This window comes from Nonomuraea sp. NPDC049624, from assembly GCF_040675255.1.
GTDB lineage: Bacteria > Actinomycetota > Actinomycetes > Streptosporangiales > Streptosporangiaceae > Nonomuraea.
Genome location: NZ_JBFAOR010000003.1, coordinates 649,813 through 667,637 on the forward strand (window position 1 = coordinate 649,813; position 17,825 = coordinate 667,637).

The 17,825-nt window shown below is 72.9% G+C and carries 14 protein-coding genes; 12 read left to right on the forward strand and 2 right to left on the reverse strand.

Features of this window, described 5'->3' with window-relative positions:
* Positions 1-20: 20 nt before the first annotated feature.
* Together AB0J76_RS14315 and AB0J76_RS14320 are read left to right on the forward strand one after the other, a co-directional pair.
* Positions 21-224 carry a hypothetical protein gene (locus AB0J76_RS14315; RefSeq protein ID WP_352326264.1) on the forward strand — a complete coding sequence of 68 codons (204 nt, stop codon included), beginning with the start codon at positions 21-23 and terminating at the stop codon, positions 222-224.
* Positions 225-791: 567 nt separating this feature from the next.
* Entirely contained in the window at positions 792-2,291 is a 1,500-nt protein-coding gene (locus tag AB0J76_RS14320; RefSeq protein ID WP_352326265.1) for an alpha-L-arabinofuranosidase B, read from the forward strand.
* Between the two features lie 41 nt (positions 2,292-2,332).
* Here AB0J76_RS14320 and AB0J76_RS14325 read toward each other — a convergent pair whose 3' ends face one another.
* Positions 2,333-3,238: a polysaccharide deacetylase gene (locus tag AB0J76_RS14325; RefSeq protein ID WP_364389603.1), complete on the reverse strand. Its 906-nt coding sequence runs from the start codon at positions 3,236-3,238 to the stop codon at positions 2,333-2,335.
* Between the two features lie 107 nt (positions 3,239-3,345).
* Here AB0J76_RS14325 and AB0J76_RS14330 point away from each other — a divergent pair, with 107 nt between their 5' ends.
* The 6 genes from AB0J76_RS14330 to AB0J76_RS14355 all read left to right on the forward strand — a co-directional run bounded on the left by AB0J76_RS14330 (position 3,346) and on the right by AB0J76_RS14355 (position 10,033).
* The gene (locus tag AB0J76_RS14330) at positions 3,346-3,903 is read left to right on the forward strand and encodes a TIGR00730 family Rossman fold protein (protein ID WP_352328904.1); all 558 of its coding nucleotides are present in this window, start codon (positions 3,346-3,348) and stop codon (positions 3,901-3,903) included.
* Positions 3,904-3,982: 79 nt separating this feature from the next.
* Positions 3,983-6,034 (forward strand): SpoIIE family protein phosphatase, encoded by a 2,052-nt coding sequence (locus AB0J76_RS14335; RefSeq protein ID WP_352328906.1) that lies wholly within the window; start codon positions 3,983-3,985, stop codon positions 6,032-6,034.
* A 439-nt stretch (positions 6,035-6,473) separates the two neighbouring features.
* Positions 6,474-7,430 carry an NAD-dependent epimerase/dehydratase family protein gene (locus AB0J76_RS14340; RefSeq protein WP_352328907.1) on the forward strand — a complete coding sequence of 319 codons (957 nt, stop codon included), beginning with the start codon at positions 6,474-6,476 and terminating at the stop codon, positions 7,428-7,430.
* Between the two features lie 104 nt (positions 7,431-7,534).
* Positions 7,535-8,125, forward strand: coding sequence for a hypothetical protein (locus tag AB0J76_RS14345; protein ID WP_352328909.1), 591 nt, complete (start codon positions 7,535-7,537; stop codon positions 8,123-8,125).
* Between the two features lie 2 nt (positions 8,126-8,127).
* The gene (locus tag AB0J76_RS14350) at positions 8,128-8,586 is read left to right on the forward strand and encodes a hypothetical protein (protein ID WP_352328910.1); all 459 of its coding nucleotides are present in this window, start codon (positions 8,128-8,130) and stop codon (positions 8,584-8,586) included.
* 217 nt (positions 8,587-8,803) lie between these two features.
* Positions 8,804-10,033, forward strand: coding sequence for an NAD(P)/FAD-dependent oxidoreductase (locus tag AB0J76_RS14355; RefSeq protein ID WP_352328912.1), 1,230 nt, complete (start codon positions 8,804-8,806; stop codon positions 10,031-10,033).
* A gap of 229 nt (positions 10,034-10,262) precedes the next feature.
* On the opposite strand, the gene AB0J76_RS14360 is transcribed toward AB0J76_RS14355, so the two are convergent.
* Complete coding sequence (locus AB0J76_RS14360) at positions 10,263-12,110, reverse strand: S8 family serine peptidase (protein WP_352330025.1); 1,848 nt, start codon at positions 12,108-12,110, stop codon at positions 10,263-10,265.
* Positions 12,111-12,330: 220 nt separating this feature from the next.
* Here AB0J76_RS14360 and AB0J76_RS14365 point away from each other — a divergent pair, with 220 nt between their 5' ends.
* The 4 genes from AB0J76_RS14365 to AB0J76_RS14380 all read left to right on the forward strand — a co-directional run bounded on the left by AB0J76_RS14365 (position 12,331) and on the right by AB0J76_RS14380 (position 17,779).
* Positions 12,331-13,719: a serine hydrolase domain-containing protein gene (locus AB0J76_RS14365; RefSeq protein WP_352330026.1), complete on the forward strand. Its 1,389-nt coding sequence runs from the start codon at positions 12,331-12,333 to the stop codon at positions 13,717-13,719.
* Between the two features lie 168 nt (positions 13,720-13,887).
* Positions 13,888-15,948, forward strand: a complete 2,061-nt coding sequence (locus AB0J76_RS14370) for an ABC transporter ATP-binding protein (protein WP_364389607.1) — start codon at positions 13,888-13,890, stop codon at positions 15,946-15,948.
* Entirely contained in the window at positions 15,945-16,895 is a 951-nt protein-coding gene (locus AB0J76_RS14375) for an ABC transporter permease (RefSeq protein WP_352326318.1), read from the forward strand. The genes AB0J76_RS14370 and AB0J76_RS14375 overlap by 4 nt, the downstream gene beginning before the upstream one ends.
* Complete coding sequence (locus AB0J76_RS14380) at positions 16,892-17,779, forward strand: ABC transporter permease (protein ID WP_352326316.1); 888 nt, start codon at positions 16,892-16,894, stop codon at positions 17,777-17,779. Before AB0J76_RS14375 ends, AB0J76_RS14380 begins: the two co-directional genes overlap by 4 nt.
* Positions 17,780-17,825 lie beyond the last annotated feature (46 nt).

Sequence of the window (17,825 nt, forward strand, 5' to 3'; positions counted from 1 at the left end):
TGCTTCGCAGGGTGGTGGTGATGGCGTCCGCGTTCTCCTTCTGGAGCGCCGCCACCCTCATCGTCGCCACCATGCTGTCCGACCCGAAGTCCTGGGCGGTCCCGCTCCTGATCGGCGGATCCGTTCTGGCAGTCGTCGGGAGTGTGCTCACCGCCCTTGAGTGGCGACACTCCTCCGGTGCCGGCGAGAGTGACGTCACACCTCGCGACGGGGACGTCGGCTGACGGGAGACGTCTCGGCCGGCGCCGGCCGGGCCGTCTCCCGTGGGGCTTGGGCCAGGTGCCGCAGGAAGGCGGTACCTGTCGCGACGTGTGGGCGGGCATTCCGGTCACGGCAGAGGCCCCACGAGTGAGCGAGCCCTGCCGGCCTCGCTCACCCGTAGTGCTCCCCGACCAGCGCGGGCGGGCACGTCACTCACCGTCGGCTCGCTGTGGAACGCCGGCACGCCTACCGGATGCAGGCGGACGTCCGGAGCGCTCGTCGTGGTGCGGCTGGGTGAAACGGCGTGAGCGGGTGCCGCTGAACACGGGCAGAGCAGAGCTTGACGGGTTGCGGGATTTCGTTTCATAGTGGGCCGGTCAAGTCTCTTATCCCTGTCCGGAGGTTCTCGCCGCTAATTATGTTAGCGATAACATCGCCGCGACAATCCCGGTGACGCGGCAGGTCGGAGGGCATTTGTGGCGTGCGCGTGAGTGCGCGTTCCCGTGCCTGGAATTTCCTGGAGAAGCGGAGGTCGAGTGATGAGGTCCCGGTCCGCATCAAGCATTCTCGAAAAGGCGGGAGCCGCCGTCGTGCTCGTCGCCGGGCTGCTCGCCGGCGCCCCCTCGGCGGCGCGGGCCGCCGCCCAGCAGGCGTGCGACATCTACGCCGCCGGCGGCACCCCCTGCGTGGCGGCCCACAGCACGACCCGCGCCCTGTACGCCGCCTACAACGGCCCGCTCTATCAGGTCCGCCGCTCCTCCGACAACGCCACCCGCGACGTCGGCCTGCTCGCCGCGGGCGGTTACGCCGACGCCGCCGCCCAGGACACGTTCTGCGCCGGCACGACCTGCCTCATCACGGTGCTCTACGACCAGTCCGGACGGGGCAACCACCTCACCCAGGCGCCCCCCGGCGGCTTCCCCGGCCCGGCGCCCGGCGGGTACGACAACCTGGCGATCGCGACCGCGGCCCCGACCATGGTCAACGGCCACAAGGCGTACGGCGTGCGCGTCACCCCCGGCACCGGCTACCGCGACAACTCCACCAACGGCATCGCCAAGGGCGACCAGCCCGAAGGCATGTACGCCGTCTTCGACGGCACCCACCACAACGGCGGCTGCTGCTTCGACTACGGCAACGCCGAGACCAACAGCCGCGACAACGGCAACGGCACCATGGAGGCCATCTACTTCGGCGACATCAAGGTCTGGGGCTACGGCGCCGGCAACGGCCCCTGGGTCATGGCCGACCTGGAGAACGGCCTGTTCTCCGGCGTGAACCCGGGCTACAACCCGGGCGACCCCAGCGTCAGCCACCGCTACCTGACCGCCGTCGTCAAGGGCGAGCCGAACCACTGGGCGATCCGCGCCGGCAACGCCCAGTCCGGCGGCCTGTCCACCTACTACGACGGTCCCCGTCCCAACGCCCCGGGCTACAACCCCATGAAGAAGGAGGGCGCGATCATCCTGGGGATCGGCGGCGACAACAGCAACGGCTCCGCGGGCACCTTCTACGAGGGCGTGATGACCGCGGGCTACCCCTCGAACGCCACGGAGAACGCCGTGCAGGCGAACATCGTCGCCGCCGGCTACACCACCACGGGCGGCGGCGCGGACGGGACGCTCACCCCCGGCGCGTCCGTCTCGCTGCGTGCGACAACGGCCTGCTGCACCACCCGCTACCTGCGCCACCAGAACGACCAGGTCGTCACATCGGTGATCGGTTCCGGCAGCTCGTCGCTGGACAGGAGCGACGCCACGTGGATCGTCCGCAGCGGGCTGGCCGGCGGCTCGTGCGTGTCGTTCGAGTCGCGGAACTACCCCGGTGACTACCTGCGGCACCGTAACTACCAGCTCTACCGGCAGCACGACGACGGCAGCGCGCTGTTCGCCGCCGACGCCACCTTCTGCCCGCAGGCCGGCAGGAGCGGCCAGGGCACGTCGTTCGCCGCCGCGAACTTCCCCGACCGGTTCCTGCGCCACTACGACAACACCGTCTACATCGCGAGCAACGGCGGCTCGCACGCCTTCGACAACACCGCCTCCTGGGCGGCGGACGTGAGCTGGGCCGTCGTGCCGCCCCTGGCATAGACGGGGGCCCGAGCCGTCCCCGGCCCCTGGCCGGGGACGGCTCAGTGCATGTCGGCCGGGCGCGCCCGCCCGTCGAAGGGGAAGCGGGCGCGGAAGTCGATCTCGGCCTCGGCCATCGACATGAACGTGACCCCCTTGTGCCCGCGCATGTACGCGATGAGCCGCTCCAGCATCAGCAGCACCTGGGGACGCCCGCTGACGTCGGGATGCAGCGTGACGGGGAAGACCGCGTAGTCCAGCTCGCGGTAGACCCAGTCGAACTGGTCGCGCCACTGCTGTTCGAGGTCGCGCGGATTGACGAAGCCGTGGCTGTTCGGCGAGCTCTTGATGAACATCATCGGCGGCAGGTCGTCGAGGTACCAGTTGGCCGAGAACTCCACCAGGTCCACCTCCTGGCCGGGCACGAGCGGCTTCATCCAGGTGGAGGCGGCCTGCTCGTAGTCGATGTGCGTCCACTGCTCGCCCTTGCGGGCGTAGAAGGGCTGGAAGTCGCGGTAGGACTGCGAGTGGTCGTAGCCGAAGCCGTAGCGCAGCAGCAGCTCGACGGTCCGCGCGGACATCTCCCACCACGGCGCCACATAACCCCGCGGCCGGACGCCGAGCACCTTGTCCAGCACCTCCAGGCTGCGCGCCAGGACGTCCTCCTCCTGCTGGGCGGACATCGCGACCGGGTTCTCGTGCATGTAGCCGTGCGCGCCGACGTCGTGCCCGGCCTCGACGATCCGCCGCATCTGGTCGGGGAACGACTCCGCCGAATGTCCGGGGACGAACCAGCTCGTCCTGATCCCCTCGCGGGCGAACAGGCGCAGCAGCCTCGGGGTCCCGACCTCGGCGGCGAAGACGCCCCGCTGGATGTCGTTGGGCGAGTCCTGGCCGCCGTACGAGCCGATCCAGCCCGCCACGGCGTCCACGTCCACGCCGAAGCAGACGTTGATGGCTTTCTTCATGGACCAGGACGTACCCCTGCCGCGACGGACGGGCACCGGGCTCGACGGATCTTGGGCAGATCCTTCCCAGGTGCCCTGGCCTGGGCAGGTTCGCCTACAGTTGCGGCGTGAACATCTGCGTCTTCTGCTCCGCCGCCGACCTCGACGAGCGCTACACCCGCCCCGCCCGCGAGTTCGCCGAGCTCATCGGCAAGGGCGGGCACACCCTGGTGTGGGGCGGCTCCGACAGCGGCCTGATGAAGGTCATGGCCGACGGCGTGCAGCAGGCCGGCGGCCGCCTGGTGGGCGTCTCGGTCGAGTTCCTGGCGCACAAGGCACGGCCGGGCGCCGACGAGATGCTGATCACCCGCGACCTGGCCGAGCGCAAGGCGCAGCTCCTGTCCCGCGCCGACGGCTTCGTCATCATGGTGGGCGGCAGCGGCACGCTCGACGAGGCCACCGAGATCCTGGAGCTGCGCAAGCACGGCCTGCACAGCAAGCCGGTCGTGCTGCTGAACACCGCGGGCTTCTACGACGGGCTGAAGCAGCAGTTCCAGCGCATGGAGGCGGAGGGTTTCCTGCCGTTGCCCCTCACCGAGCTGGTGTTCTTCGCCGAGGAGGGCGTCGGGGCGATCGCCTACCTGGAGGAGCAGTCGGGCCTGGTCCCGCCGGGCGCCGGCGGCTGACCGGCCCCGCGGCGCGCGTTCGGGGCGGAGGGAGCGCGGGTAGGGGGGAGGGAGGCTGTGGCCGTCGGGGGAGGTCACGATGGGGGCTGAGGGCGAGCCCGCGGGCAGCGGGCTGGCGTTCGAGGTGCTGGAACCGGCGCCGGTCGGCGTGGCGGTCGCGCGCGGCCCCGACCATCGCCTGGTCTACACCAACGCCGCCTACCGCTCCCTGTTCGCCGACAGCCGCACCGGGCTGCCGATCGAGGAGGCGTTCGCGGAGTTCGTCCAGGTGCACTTCCGCGCGCAGTTCGACCACGTCTACGCCACCGGCGAGCCGTTCGTCACCACGGCGGAGCCGGAGTACGTCGTCGGGCCGCAGTGCGAGGAACGGCGGGTCTTCACCTCCAGCCTGTCGCGCGTGGTCTTCGGGCCGGGCGACTACGGCGTGCTCGAAGTGGTGATGGACGTGACCGAGCAGGTCACCGCGGCCCGCCGGATCGAGGCGCTGGCCGAGGAGCGCCGCCGCATCCTGCGCCGCTACGAGAGCCTGATCAAGGTCAGCGCGGAGATCGTCTGGGTGACCACCCGCGACGGCTACGTCAAGGAGCCCAGCCCGAGCTGGGAGCGGGTCACCGGCCAGCCGTGGGAGGGGCACCGCGGCCAGGGCTGGCTGAAGATGGTCCATCCCGACGACCGCCAGGACACGATCAGGTCGTGGTCCCGGGCGGTCAGCAGGGCCACCGAGACCTGGGAGCACGTCTACCGGCTGCACACCGCCGACGGCTCCTACCGGCACTTCGAGATGCGCGCCGTGCCCATCTGCGAGCACGGCGAGGTCGTGGAGTGGGTGGGGTCGTGCAGCGACATCGAGGAGCAGTGGCAGGAGCAGCGGCGGCAGCGCCTGCTCGACCGCGCCGCGGCGGCCACGGCCCAGCTCGGCAGCCTGGAGGAGATGCTCGGGGCGCTGTCCGACGTCATCGTGCCCGAGCTGGCCGACGGCTGCAGCGTCTACCTCATCACCGACCTCACCGGCGATCGGCGCGGCGAGGCGCCGTTCGTCGTCGAGCGGCTGGCCAGCGCGGTCGGCGAGGGCATGGTGCCGCTGTCGCCGTACAGCGAGGAGCAGCTCGACGACGGCAACGCCTTCGTGGCGGTCGTCCGCCGGCGGCGGCCCGTGCTGCAGACGTTCCCCGCCGGGTGCCCGCCGCCCGACCTGGCGCCGGCCGGCACCCGCGCGTGGCTGGCCGCCAGCGGCGCCAACAGCATGCTGGTCCTGCCGGTCGTGGTCGACGGCGCGGTGCCCGCCGTGGTCGGGGTGGTGACGTGCGGGGACCGTCCGGCGATCAACCGGGCCGACATCACGCTGCTGGGCAACATGTTCGGCCACGCCCACGACGCCCTGAGCCGGGCCATCCGCTTCCAGCGCACCCAGCAGGTCGCGCTGGCCCTGCAGTACAGCCTGCTCGCCGAGCCGCCGCGCCTGCCCGGCCTGCGGATCGTGGCCCGCTACCGGGCCAGCCCCAGCGCCGCCGAGGTGGGCGGCGACTGGTACGACTCCTTCGTCCTGCCCGACGGCGTCCCGGCGCTGGTCATCGGCGACGTGGCGGGGCACGACCTGTCGGCGGCCGTCCTGATGAGCCAGTTGCGCAACATGCTCCGGGCGCTGGCGATGGACCGCTGCGAACCGCCCGGCGAGATCCTGACCCGGCTCAACATCGCGATGGAGTCGTTGTCCTCCGAGGTCACGGCCACGTGCGTGTTCGCCCGCGTCGAGGGGGAGAACGGCGGCCACCGGCTGCGGTTCGCGGTGGCCGGGCATCCGCCGCCCCTGCTGGTCACCGCCCAGGGCCACGGACGTTTCCTGGAGGAAGCCGTCAGCCCGCTGCTCGGCTTCTCCGACGGCGAGACCCGCGCCTCCTGGACCGAGCCGCTGCCGCCGGGCAGCACGCTGCTGCTCTACACCGACGGGCTCATCGAACGGTCGGGCGAGCACCTGGACCTCGGTCTCGGCCGGCTGCGCCGGGTGGCGGAGTCGCTGGCCGCCGAGCCGCTGGACAGCTTCTGCGACCAGGTGCTCAGCGGCCTGCCCAGCACCGGCCTCGACGACATCGCCGTCATCGCCCTGCGGCTGCCGCCCGCGGAGGAGGAGTGATCAGGAGGGCAGCCTGCCCGTGACCGCGCACAGGTCGCGCAGAGCGCCATGGTCGCGGATCGCCCGTGCGGAGTCCCCGGCCAGCAGGGCGGCCGCGGTCTCACGTCCCATGGCCTGGAGGGCCGGGTCGCGCGTGGGCTCCCAGAGCCGGGGGCCCGCGGCTGGGCAGCGCCCAGCCACGCGGCGGCGGCGCCCGTGACGATCAGCCCGGTGCACCCGAGCGCGAAGAACCGTCCGGGCGGCCGGGTTGCCGAAGAAGCCCGCGCCGGCCAGCGGCAGGAAGCGTACGTCTACACGAGCATGTCCGCCGCTACGTGGATACATGACCGTTCGATGTGATCCATCCCTTTGCGGCCCAGCCGCCCAGCCGCCGGGGGAGTGTTGCGCTGGAAGTGAAGGGCGGGGGTCCGGACGGGCCGGGTGGGCCAGGACGGCAGGCATGCGGACACTTGTTCTTGGCGGCACGAGATTTCTGTCCAGGGAGATCGCGCGGCAGGCCCGCGATCGCGGGCACGAGGTGGTGTGCGCGGCCCGCGGCGTGGCCGGCCAGCCGCCCCCGGGCGTGGAGTTCGTCCGGGTCGACCGGGCCGAAGACGGCGGGCTCGCGCCGCTGAAGGGGGCGTTCGACCTGGTCGTCGACGTCGCCAGGCTGCCCAGCCAGGTGCGGCGTGCCGTCACCGAGCTGGCGGGCCGGGCCGGTCACTACACGTTCGTGTCGTCGTGCAGCGTCTACTCCGACGCGACCCGGGTCAGCCAGGTCCTGCACGACCCGCTGCCCGCCGGCGCCGACGAGAGCGACCCAGCGAACTACGGGCCGGCCAAGGTGGCGTGCGAGCAGATCCTCGGCGACGGCGCGCTGCACGTACGGGCCGGGCTGATCGTCGGCCCCGAGGACCAGTCCGACCGGTTCACCTACTGGGTCGAGCGGCTGGCGCGCGGCGGCCGCGTGCTGGCTCCCGGCTCGCCCGGCGATCTGGTGCAGCTCGTCGACGTACGCGATCTCGCGGCCTGGACGCTCGACGCGGCGCAGGCCGGCCTGACCGGCCCCTACGACGGCATCTCCATGCCCTTCACCAGGGGCGAGCTGCTGGCGGGCATCGCCGAGGGGCTGGCGGTGGCGCCGGAGCTCGTCTGGGCGGGTCAGGCGTTCCTCACCGGGCACAAGGTCGAGCCGTGGGCCGGGCCGCGTTCGCTGCCGCTGTGGTTGCCGTTGCCGGAATACGCCGGGTTCATGGCCCGGGACACCTCCGCCACGCTGGCCGCCGGTCTGCGCATCCGCCCGGTCGCCGACACGGCCCGCGACACGCTGGCCTGGCTGCGCGACTCCGGCCACGAGGTGACCCGCGCCGGCCTCACCCCCGACGAAGAGACAGAACTCCTCCACCTGCTTCCCTGACCTCGGTCCCCCGGCCCCCGGCTCCCTGACCTGGGGCCCTCGGCCGCCGTCGGCCCCTACCGGGCCCTCAGCCCTTCGGGCACCCGGCCGCTCGCGTGGGCGCCGTGAGCGGGATCATGGACGGCGTGCTGCGCGTGACGATGAACGATTCCGCGGCCGGCCTGCTCGGCATGCCGGGCGGCTCGGGCCTGCCGGCGCCGCCGGGCGGCCTCGCTCCCGGCCTGCGGGAACGGGTGGCCCAGGGGCTCGTCCGGCGGGGTGCGGTGCTCGGCTGGGCCGCCTCGACGGACGGCGCCGAGCGTGCCCCCGCGCCCTTCCACGACCTCACCGGCTGGGAGTGCGACCGGAGTTCCCTGCACCTGGAGGACTTCGTCCCGGTCCAGGTCGTCACCGTCGGCCACGTGCCCGTGATCGGCGACGAGGGCCAGCGCGTGCTGCTGCTGCACGGCGTCGCGCTCGCCCTGGAGGTGGGCCGGCTCGCCCGCGCCCTGCACCCGCCCGTCCCGGTGCGCTGCGTCGTGAGCGCGAACGAGACCAGCGCGACGTTCCGCTTCCACCGGATCAGGCCAGGTGAGAGCTGGAACGCCGCGGACCTGGACGGGTACGCGGGCGACAAGGTGATCGTGGTGGATCGGGGGTGGTTCGCCGCGTTTCAGGAACGTCCGGACGGGCCGGGCGCCGCGTACGATTCCTGATCATGTCGATGAGGTTGAGCCTCGCGAAGATCGAGGCCGCGTTGCTGGAGTCCGTACGGGCCGACCCCGCCCTCATCGGGGCCGTCCTGGAGGGCCGGTCGGGTGGTCTCCCTCTGGAGACGGAGGTGTTCGCGGACGACCACCGCTCGCTCACCGCCATCGCCGAGGGGCGGGCCGAGACCGAGCACGGCACCGCGCGATGGAGGCGGTGCTTCCCCTGGCTGGCGGCGGCCACCGGCGAGGACGGCGCTAACGACGTGGCCGGGTGCGAAGTCGGCTACGGTCCGCCGTTCGTGCTGGCTCCCGCTCAGGTGGCGGCGGTCGCGCGGGGCCTGGGCGAGGAGGGGTGGGGGTTCGGCGCCGGTCACGCGGGCGGAGCGTACGAAGGGCTGGAGGCGCTGGCGCCGTTCTACGCGGCGGCGGCCCGCGAGGGCAAGGCGGTCGTGGGCGCGGTGCGTTGACGGCCTTGGCCTGCTGTGCGCGATGTGCTGACGGCCCTGGCCCGCTGTGCGGGGGGTGCTGGTGGCCTTGGCCTGCTGTGCGCGGTGTGCGGCCCTACTGTCGGTCTCGGGTCCTGAGTGCAGGTGCCGCCGGGGGTGTGGTGGGGGTGTGAAGGTTGGGAGCGGGTGCCGTGCAGACCGGCCCTTGGGCCGGGGTTCGGGCCTAACGTCCTGGAATATGCAGACAGTGGATGTCCTGGTGGTGGGGGCGGGGCTGGCCGGGTTGAGCACGGCCCGGCTGCTCGCCCGGCGCGGGCTGAACGTCATGGTCGTCGACCGCCGCAGGTCGTTGTCGGCCGGCGTGCGGACCACCGGGATCTTCGTACGTCGCACGCTCGACGACTTCGACCTGCCCAGCCACCTGCTCGGGCCCGGTGTCCGGGACGTCCTGCTGTATCCGCCGTCGCGGCGCTCGCCGATCCGGCTCACCAGCGACCGGGACGAGTTCCGGGTGGCCGACATGGCCGCCGTCTACGAGCACGCCCGCCGCGCGGCGGAGTCGGCCGGCGCCCGCGTCCTGCTGGGCGTCCGGTACGTAGGCAGCTCATCGGGCCTCGTACGACTGGAGCGCACAAGCGGCGCTGAGAGCGGGGACGGCGCAGAGGGTGCCGAGGGCGCGGACGGCGCGGACGGCGCGGACGGCGTGGACGGCGTTGCGGGGGTGGAGGTGGTGGGGGTCAGGTTTGTCGTGGGGGCGGATGGGGCGCGGTCGCGGGTGGCGCGTGATCTCGGTCTCGACGTCAACCGGCGCTTTCTCGTCGGCGCCGAGATCGTCCATGCGGTCGCGCCCGGGTCGGGCGTTCCGGCGTTCCACTGCGTGCTGGATCCCCGGGTGGCTCCGGGATACCTCGGGTGGGTGGTGGACGACGGGCGGCACGCCCACGTGGGTGTCGCGGGGGAGCCGGGGGCGATGCGGGCCGGCGTCCGCCGTCTGCTGGACGCCTTCGCCGCCGACGCGCCCGGTCGCGCGGCGCCCGCCGGGCCGGTCGAGCGCCGGGGAGGCCCGATCCCGGTCGGGGGCGTGCTGCGGCGGCTGGCGTGCCCGGACGGGCTGCTGGTCGGGGACGCGGCGGGCGCGGTGTCGCCCCTGACGGCCGGTGGGCTGGACCCTTGCCTGCGGATGTCCGAGCTGGCCGCGGCGGTGATCGCCGACTATCTGCGTACCGGTGACCGGGAGGTGCTGAAGCGGTACGACGGGGCCTCGTTGCGGGCCCGGTTCCGGGGGCGGTTGTTGTTGCGGCGGCTGTTGGCGGGGATCCGGTCGCCGGTCGCCGCGGAGGCCGCGGTGACCGTCCTGCGCACCCGTGCCGGCCGGGCGCTGGCAGCGCGGATCCTGTTCGGCGACGGCTCCTTCCCCGAGCTCGAACCCAGGCTCACGGCGAGGGTGGACGCGGTCCCGCGACCCTGACGATCCCGGCGCGCCAGTCTCGTGCGCCGCCCTGGCGGGCCCCGGACGCGGCGTACCGCCATCGGGCCGGACGCGGATGGGGCCGGGCCGCAGAGCGCGACAGGCCGGGGAGTGGAGAGCGACCCGTGTGACAGAACGCGGGAGCGGAGAGCGACCCTGTGTGAAAGAGCGTGGGAGGCCGGAAAGGGGAGCGACCCCGTGTGGGGCACGGGGTCGCGGGGGTGGGTGGTTACGGCTTGGTGTAGCCGCCCGTGTAGGCGCCGGACCCGCTGTACGCGTACACGCGGATGCGGTAGGTGCCGGCCGTGCCGTTGTAGGTCAGCGACTCGTCAGGCCCGCTGCCCGCGCTGCTGGCCACCGTGGTCCAGCCGAGGATGCCCTGCTTCTGCAGGTACAGGTCGAAGTCCACGCCGGAGGGCCCGTCGAGGCATGCCCGGTGCGTCCCGGCGGCGGCCGTGTAGCCGGAGCTGTTCGGGTAGTACACGTTCTGCCCGCTGGTCAGGTTGCCGGAGAACGGCGTCTGGTAGCCGGTGCAGTTCCCGGGGGTGGTCCCGACCGTGATGCTCTTGCTGGTGGTGTTCGTGGCCCCGCCGTTGTCGGTCACGGTGAGGGCCACGGTGTACGTGCCCGCGGCGGCGTAGGTGTGCGACACGGTCGCGCCGCTGCCGGTGGAGCCGTCGCCGAAGGTCCACGCGTAGGAGGCGATGGTCCCGTCCGGGTCGCTGGAGCCGGAGCCGTTGAACGAGCACGCCCGCGTGGTGTTGTCGCACGACTGGGTGAAGCTCGCCACCGGCGACTGGTTGCCGCCGGTCGTGGGCGGGTACTGCGTGGCGTCGTGCACGTCGAGCAGGGGCTCCTTGACCCCGTCACTGGCGTCGTCGGTCCAGTTGAGGTTGCCCGTGGCCTTGAGCTTGTCCCGTACGGCCAGCGCCCCCGCCCGGGTGGTGGGCTTGTTCGAGCCGCTGGTCAGCACGGCCGCGGCGCCCGCGACGTGCGGGCTGGCCATGGAGGTGCCGCTGATGGTGTTGTAGCCGCCGTTCATCCACGTGGAGTAGATGCAGGTGCCGGGGGCGGCGACCTCGACCGTGGTGCCGTAGTTGGAGAACCAGGCGAGGGTGTCGTCGGTGTCGGTCGCGCCGTCGGTGCGGCACGGCACGGTGATCGTGCCGGCCAGGCCGCCGGGCTGGCCGTCGAAGTCGGTCACGGCCGAGACGGTGACGACGTCGGGGTGGTTGGCGGGGAAGAAGCCGGAGGCGTCGGCAGAGCTGTTGCCGGCGGCCACGACGACGACGATGCCCGCGTTGGTGGCGTTCGTGATCGCGTTGCTGATCGCGGAGCTGCTGCAGCCCTGGCAGCCGAGGCTCAGGTTGATGACCTCGATGGTGCTCGCCCTGGCCACGACCCAGTCGAGACCGGCGGCGATGCCGGCCAGCGTGCCCGAGCCCGCCGAGTTGAGCACCTTGACGGCGTGGATGCGGGCGCCGGGGGCGACGCCGACCGCGCCGACGGAGTTGTCGATGGCGCCGATCGTGCCGGCCACGTGGCTGCCGTGCCCGTTGTCGTCGTCGCCGGTGCCCGAGCAGACGCCGCTGGTGCAGTTGGTGCTGGCCACCACGTTCAGGTCGGGGTGGTCGAGGTCGACGCCGGTGTCCACGACCGCCGCGTCCACGTCGACGCGGACGTCATCGGTGCCGTCGATGTCGAGGTTGATGTTCTGGTCGGCGAAGATGCGCTTGATGCCGCTCGGTACGGTCTGCGCGAAGGCGTGCACCTCGTGGTCGGGCTCGACGGTGAGCACACCGGGCTCGCCCTTCAGCTTGGCGGCCTCCTCGGGGGTGAGGAGGGCCGAGTAGCCGTTGAAGGCGTACCGGTAGGTTCCCACCAGTACGCCCTTGTGCGCCGTGACCTGCTGCTGCGCCTCGTTCGCCACCTGCGCCCGCGACACGCCAGAGAGCTGGACGATGTAGCGCTGCTGGTCGGCGGCGGCCGGGGAGTTGGCCTCGGCGGCGGTGGCCCAGCCGGACATTGCCAGGCAGACGCCGGAGGCCAGGGCTAACAGGGTTGAGATTCGACGCATGGAAACGCCTTTCTCCGGGGGTGACATGAGCTGCGCTCATGCGGCTTGTGAGCGGAACATCGCATATGACAGCCAGTCAGGCAATACTGAAATATCTGTCATAGATCACATCGGTCTGGGTCGTTCCGACGAAGAAGCGAGGCCGTCATAGTGGCGGTGGACGAACCGGACGGTCCCCGCCGGTTCTAGGGTCGGGCGAAGTCGACCAGGGGGGACACCGGTGCCGGAGCTGGAGGAGATCGATGCGTGGCTGCGTCACCGGCTGGGTGGACTGCTCGCCGCGAACCAGGTGCCCGGGGCCGCCGTGGCGGTCCACGCGGGCGGCCGGACGATCGAGGTCGCGGCCGGCACGCTGAGCACGGCGACGGGCGTCGAGGCGACCCCCGGCTCCCTGTTCCAGATCGGCTCGATCACCAAGGTGCTGACCGCGACGCTGGCCATGCAACTGGCCGACGAGGGCCTGCTCGACCTCGACGCGCCCGTGCGCGACCGCCTCCCTGGGTTCCGGATCGGCGACGAGCGGGCCGCCCGGCGGATCACCCCGCGCCAGCTCATGTGCCACGTCGCGGGCTTCGAAGGGGACGTCTTCACCGACACCGGCAAGGGCGACGACTGCGTCGAACGGTTCCTGGACGTCCTGCACGACGTGCCGCAGCTGTTCGAGCCCGGCGAGATGTTCTCCTACAACAACGCCGGCTACTGCGTGCTGGGCCGGATCATCGAGGTCGTGCGGGGCAAGCCGTTCGACGCGTGCCTGCGCGACCACCTGCTCACGCCGCTCGGCATGACCCACGCCGCCTGCGACCCGTACGAGGCGATCGTGCACCGCACGGCGGTCGGCCACGTCCAGCGCACCCCGGACGGCCCCTACGAGCCGACCCCGGTGTGGGCGCTGGCCCGCTCGAACGCCCCCGCCGGCTCGATGCTGGCGATGCCGCCGCGTGGCCTGCTGGCCTTCGCCCGCATGCACCTCGCCGGCGGCGTCGGCCCGCACGGCGCCCGCGTGCTGAGCGCGCGGAGCGTCGCGGAGATGCGGCGGCCGCAGGTCAGGCTGCCCGACTTCGACCAGGGCACGGCCTGGGGCCTGGGCTGGGAGCTCTTCGACCGGCCCGGCGGCGCGGTCTTCGGCCACGACGGCAGCACCGTCGGCCAGGCGGCGTGCCTGCGCGTGGCGCCGGAGCGCGACGTGGCCGTGGTCGTCGTCGCCAACGGCGGCCGGACGCGGCCCGTGTTCGCCGAGATCACCGGCCGCGTGCTGGACGAGCTGGGCGGGGTCGAGCTGCCCGCGCCCCCGGCGCCCGGCCCGGCCCCCGTCCCGCCCGCGAACGCCGCCCGGTACGCCGGCACCTACACGTCGAGCACCTGCGAGACGGAGGTGACCGTGGACGGCGCCGGACGGCTGTGGCTGAGCCGGACGCCCGTGGGCATCACCGCCGACCTGGACGAGGTGCCGTACCGCACCGAGCTGGCCGCCTGGCGCGACGACGTGCTCATCCCCCTCGAACCCGAGCGCGGCGCGCACGCCCCGATCGCCTTCCTCGGCGACGACGGGACCGGCCGCGCCGTCTACCTGCACGACGGCCGCGCCGACCGCCGCACGTCCGGCTGACCCCGCCGAGAACGGCCCGCCCGCGCCGAGCGCCGGGCGGGCCGTCGCCATGCCCGCCGAACCGCCGCCGCACCTCGCTGATCAGTTGGTACGCCCGGACGAACCCCCGCCCCAACGTTCGATGTCCGCGACGAACACCGCCGGGGACGCGGGTCCCACTATCGTCGGATGGATTTGGAGAGCGATCGCGTGCTGGCGATCCGGGATCTGTCGGTCGAGATCCGGCGCGGCGACAGGGTCGTCCGCCCGGTCTCGGACGTCAGTCTGGTGCTGAACCGCGGCGAGACCCTGGGGATCGTCGGCGAGACCGGGTCCGGCAAGTCCATGACCGGTCTCGCGATCATGGGCATGCTGCCGGCCGGCGGCCGGGTGACCGGCGGCTCGATCGACTTCGGCGGCCAGGAACTGGTCGGCCTGCCCGCCGCGCGCTACCGGGCCCTGCGCGGCAACGAGATCGCGATGGTGTTCCAGGACTCGCTGACGGCGCTGAACCCGACCCGGCGCATCGGCGAGCAGGTCGCCGAGCCGGTCCGGCTGCACCACGGCGCCTCCAGGCGGGCCGCCCGCGAACGCGCCGCCGAGGTGCTCGCCCTGGTCGGCCTGCCCCGCCCGGCCGAGCGCATGGACGACTACCCCCACCAGCTCTCCGGCGGCATGCGGCAGCGCGTGATGATCGCGATGGCGCTGGCCTGCGAGCCGCGGGTGGTCATCGCCGACGAGCCCACCACCGCGCTCGACGTCACCATCCAGGCCGAGATCCTCGACCTCCTGGACGGCCTGCGGTCCCGGCTCGGCATGTCGATGATCCTCATCACCCACGACATGGGCGTCATCGCCCGGCACGCCGACCGCGTCGGCGTCATGTACGCCGGCCGCCTGGCCGAGACCGCCCCCACCCCCGTGCTCTTCGCCCGGACCCGGCACCGCTACACGCACGCGCTGCTGGCCTCGATCCCCTCGCTCACCCACGACCGGGACGAGCGGCTGTTCAGCATCCCCGGCGCGCCGCCCGACCTGACCGCGGCCGGCCCTGGCTGCCCGTTCGCGCCGCGCTGCGAAGCCGCCACCGACCGGTGCCGCGAGGAGCGTCCGGCCCCCGTGGCCGAGGACGGCGGGCACGTCCACGCCTGCCACCACCCGGCCACCGGACCGGCCGACCGGGTCCGCAGCCGCTTCCGCACCCGTCCGGTGGAGCCCGCGGCGTCCCCTGAGCCCGCGCCGCGGCTGCGCGTCGTCGACCTCAGGCGCGAGTACCCGGTCGGCGGCAGGGGCCTGTTCGGCGCCCGCCGCACCCTCAAGGCGGTCTCCGGCGTGAGCTTCGAGGTGGCGGCGGGGGAGACGTTCGGGCTGGTCGGCGAGTCGGGGTGCGGGAAGTCCACGCTGGGCAGGATGCTCGTCGCCCTCGACCGGCCCGCCTCCGGCGAGGTGATCTTCGACGGCGAGCCGGTCAGCCGGATGGGCGCGCGGGCGCTCGGACCGCGCCGGAGCCGGCTGCAGATGATGTTCCAGGACTCCGGCGCCGCCCTCGACCCCCGCATGCGCATCGGCACGATCCTGCGCGAGCCGCTGGCGATCCAGGGCGCGGGCGACCGCGCCCACCGCACGGCCCGCGCCCGCGAGCTGCTGCGGGACGTCGGCCTTCCCGCGGGCGTCATGGAGCGCTACCCCCACGAGCTGTCCGGCGGGCAGCGGCAGCGGGTGAACCTGGCCCGCGCCCTGGCCCTGGACCCGGCGGTGCTGGTCGCCGACGAGCCGGTCAGCGCCCTGGACGTGTCCATCCGCTCCCAGGTGCTCAACCTCATGCGCGCCGTCCAGCTCGAACGCGGCCTCAGCAGCGTGGTGATCTCGCACGACCTCGCCGTCGTCCGGTACCTGGCCGACCGGGTCGGCGTCATGTACCTGGGCAAACTGGTCGAGACCGGCACCACCGAAGAGGTGTACGGCGCCCCCGCCCACCCCTACACCGCCGGCCTGCTGGCCGCCGTCCCCGACGCGGACCCGCAGGCCCCGCAGCCGCGCGGCGAACGCGTACGCGGCGAGCTGCCGAGCCCGATCGACCCGCCCAGCGGCTGCCGCTTCCGCACCCGCTGCGCCCTGGCCGACGACCTGTGCGCCCAGGCCGAACCCCTCCCGCGGCCGGTCACCGGCAGCCACCAGGTCGCCTGCCACCACCCGCTCCAGCCGCTCGAACCCGCGGCCACCCCGCTGAAGGGAGCCTCCCGGTCATGACCTGGTACGTCGTCCGGCGCCTGGCGATCTCGGTCGTCGTCCTGCTCGGCATCTCCGCGGTGGTGTTCCTGCTGCTGCACCTCGTCTCGGACAGCCCGGGGCGGGTGGTCCTGGGGCAGCGCGCCTCGCCCGAGGCGGTCGCCGACTTCAACCGGCAGCACGGGTACGACCGCCCGGTCCTCGCCCAGTACGTCGGCTACCTGGGCCAGCTCGCCCGGGGAGACCTGGGCAGGTCGTACAAGCTGAACGAGAACGTGGCCACCCTGCTCGGGCAGAACGCCGGCCGCAGCGCGATGCTCTCGGCAGCCGGCCTGGCGGTGGCGCTGGTGATCGCCGTGCCGCTCGGCGTGCTGCAGGCGGTCCGGCGCAACAGCGTCGCCGACCGGCTGCTCACGGCGGTCTCGTACGTGCTGTACGCGACGCCGTCGTTCCTGCTCGGGCTGATCCTCATCGCCGTCTTCAGCCAGGCGCTGCCGATCTTCCCGGCCGAGGCGTCCCAGTCGCACTCGCCCTGGGTCGTCCTCACCGATCCGCGGGCGATGGCGCTGCCGGTCATCACGCTGGCCGCGGCGAGCGTCGCGGTCTTCGCGCAGTACCAGCGCTCGGCGGCCCTGGACCAGCTCGGCCAGGACTACATCCGGGTGGCGCGGGCCAAGGGGCTGCCCGAGCGGCTGATCCTGCTGCGCCACCTGCTGCGCAACGCCTGCCTGCCGCTGGTCACCCTGGTCGGCACGCTCATCCCCACGCTCCTGGCGGGCAACCTGATCGTCGAGTCGCTGTTCAACTATCCCGGCCTCGGCCTGCTGTTCCTCAACAGCCTGCAACGCGAGGACTATCCGGTGCTGCTCGCCTACACCCTCGTCGGGGGCGTCCTGACCGTGGCCGGCAACTTCGTCGCCGACCTCGTGGTCGCCGCCGCCGACCGCCGAATCGAGCTGACGAAATGACCACACAGAACGTGCAGGCCGGGCCCGAGGCCGAGGCCGTCCCGGCGCGCAACCGGCGCTCGGTGCTGCGCGGGCTGCGGCGCAGCCCGCTCGGCCTGACCGGCGGCCTGCTCCTGCTGCTGATCGCCGGGTTCTGCTTCCTCGGGCCGCTGCTGCACCGCACCAACCAGATCGACGTGGACCTGGTCAACGCGGCCCTGCCGCCCGGCCCCGGTCATCCGCTCGGCACGGACGCCAACGGCTTCGACGTGCTCGGCCGGCTGATGGCCGGCGGCCGCCTGTCGCTGCAGATCGGCCTGCTCGCCGCCCTGTTCGCCACCGCGATCGGCACCCTGTACGGCGCGGTCGCCGGCCTGGCCGGCGGCGTCGTGGACGGGTTCCTCATGCGGCTGGTCGACGTCATGCTCTCGGTGCCGTTCCTGTTCTTCGTGCTGATCCTGTCGGCCCGCTTCCACGCCGACGCGCTGTCGCTGAGCCTGGTCATCGGCGGGTTCTCCTGGCTGGTCTCCGCCCGGCTGGTGCGCGGCGAGGTGCTGACGCTGCGGGTGCGGGAGTTCGTGCTGGCCGCGCGGGTGATGGGCGCCTCGCGCCGGCGGCTCATCCTCACCCACCTGATCCCGAACGCGCTCGGCGTGATCATCGTCAACATCACGTTCCAGGTCGCCGACGCGATCCTGGTCGTGGCGGCGCTGGGCTTCCTCGGGTTCGGGCTGACGTACCCGACCGAGGACTGGGGCAGCCAGCTCGCCGGCGGCGTCGCCTACATCTCGGCCGACTACTGGTGGCTGATCTACCCGGTCGGGGGCTGCATCGTCCTGACGGTGCTGGCGCTCAACCTGCTCGCCGACGCCCTGCGCGACGCCGTCGGGCGCCGGGCCGACTGACGCACGCCGACCGATGAACGCCGACTGACATCTCCACCCCCACATG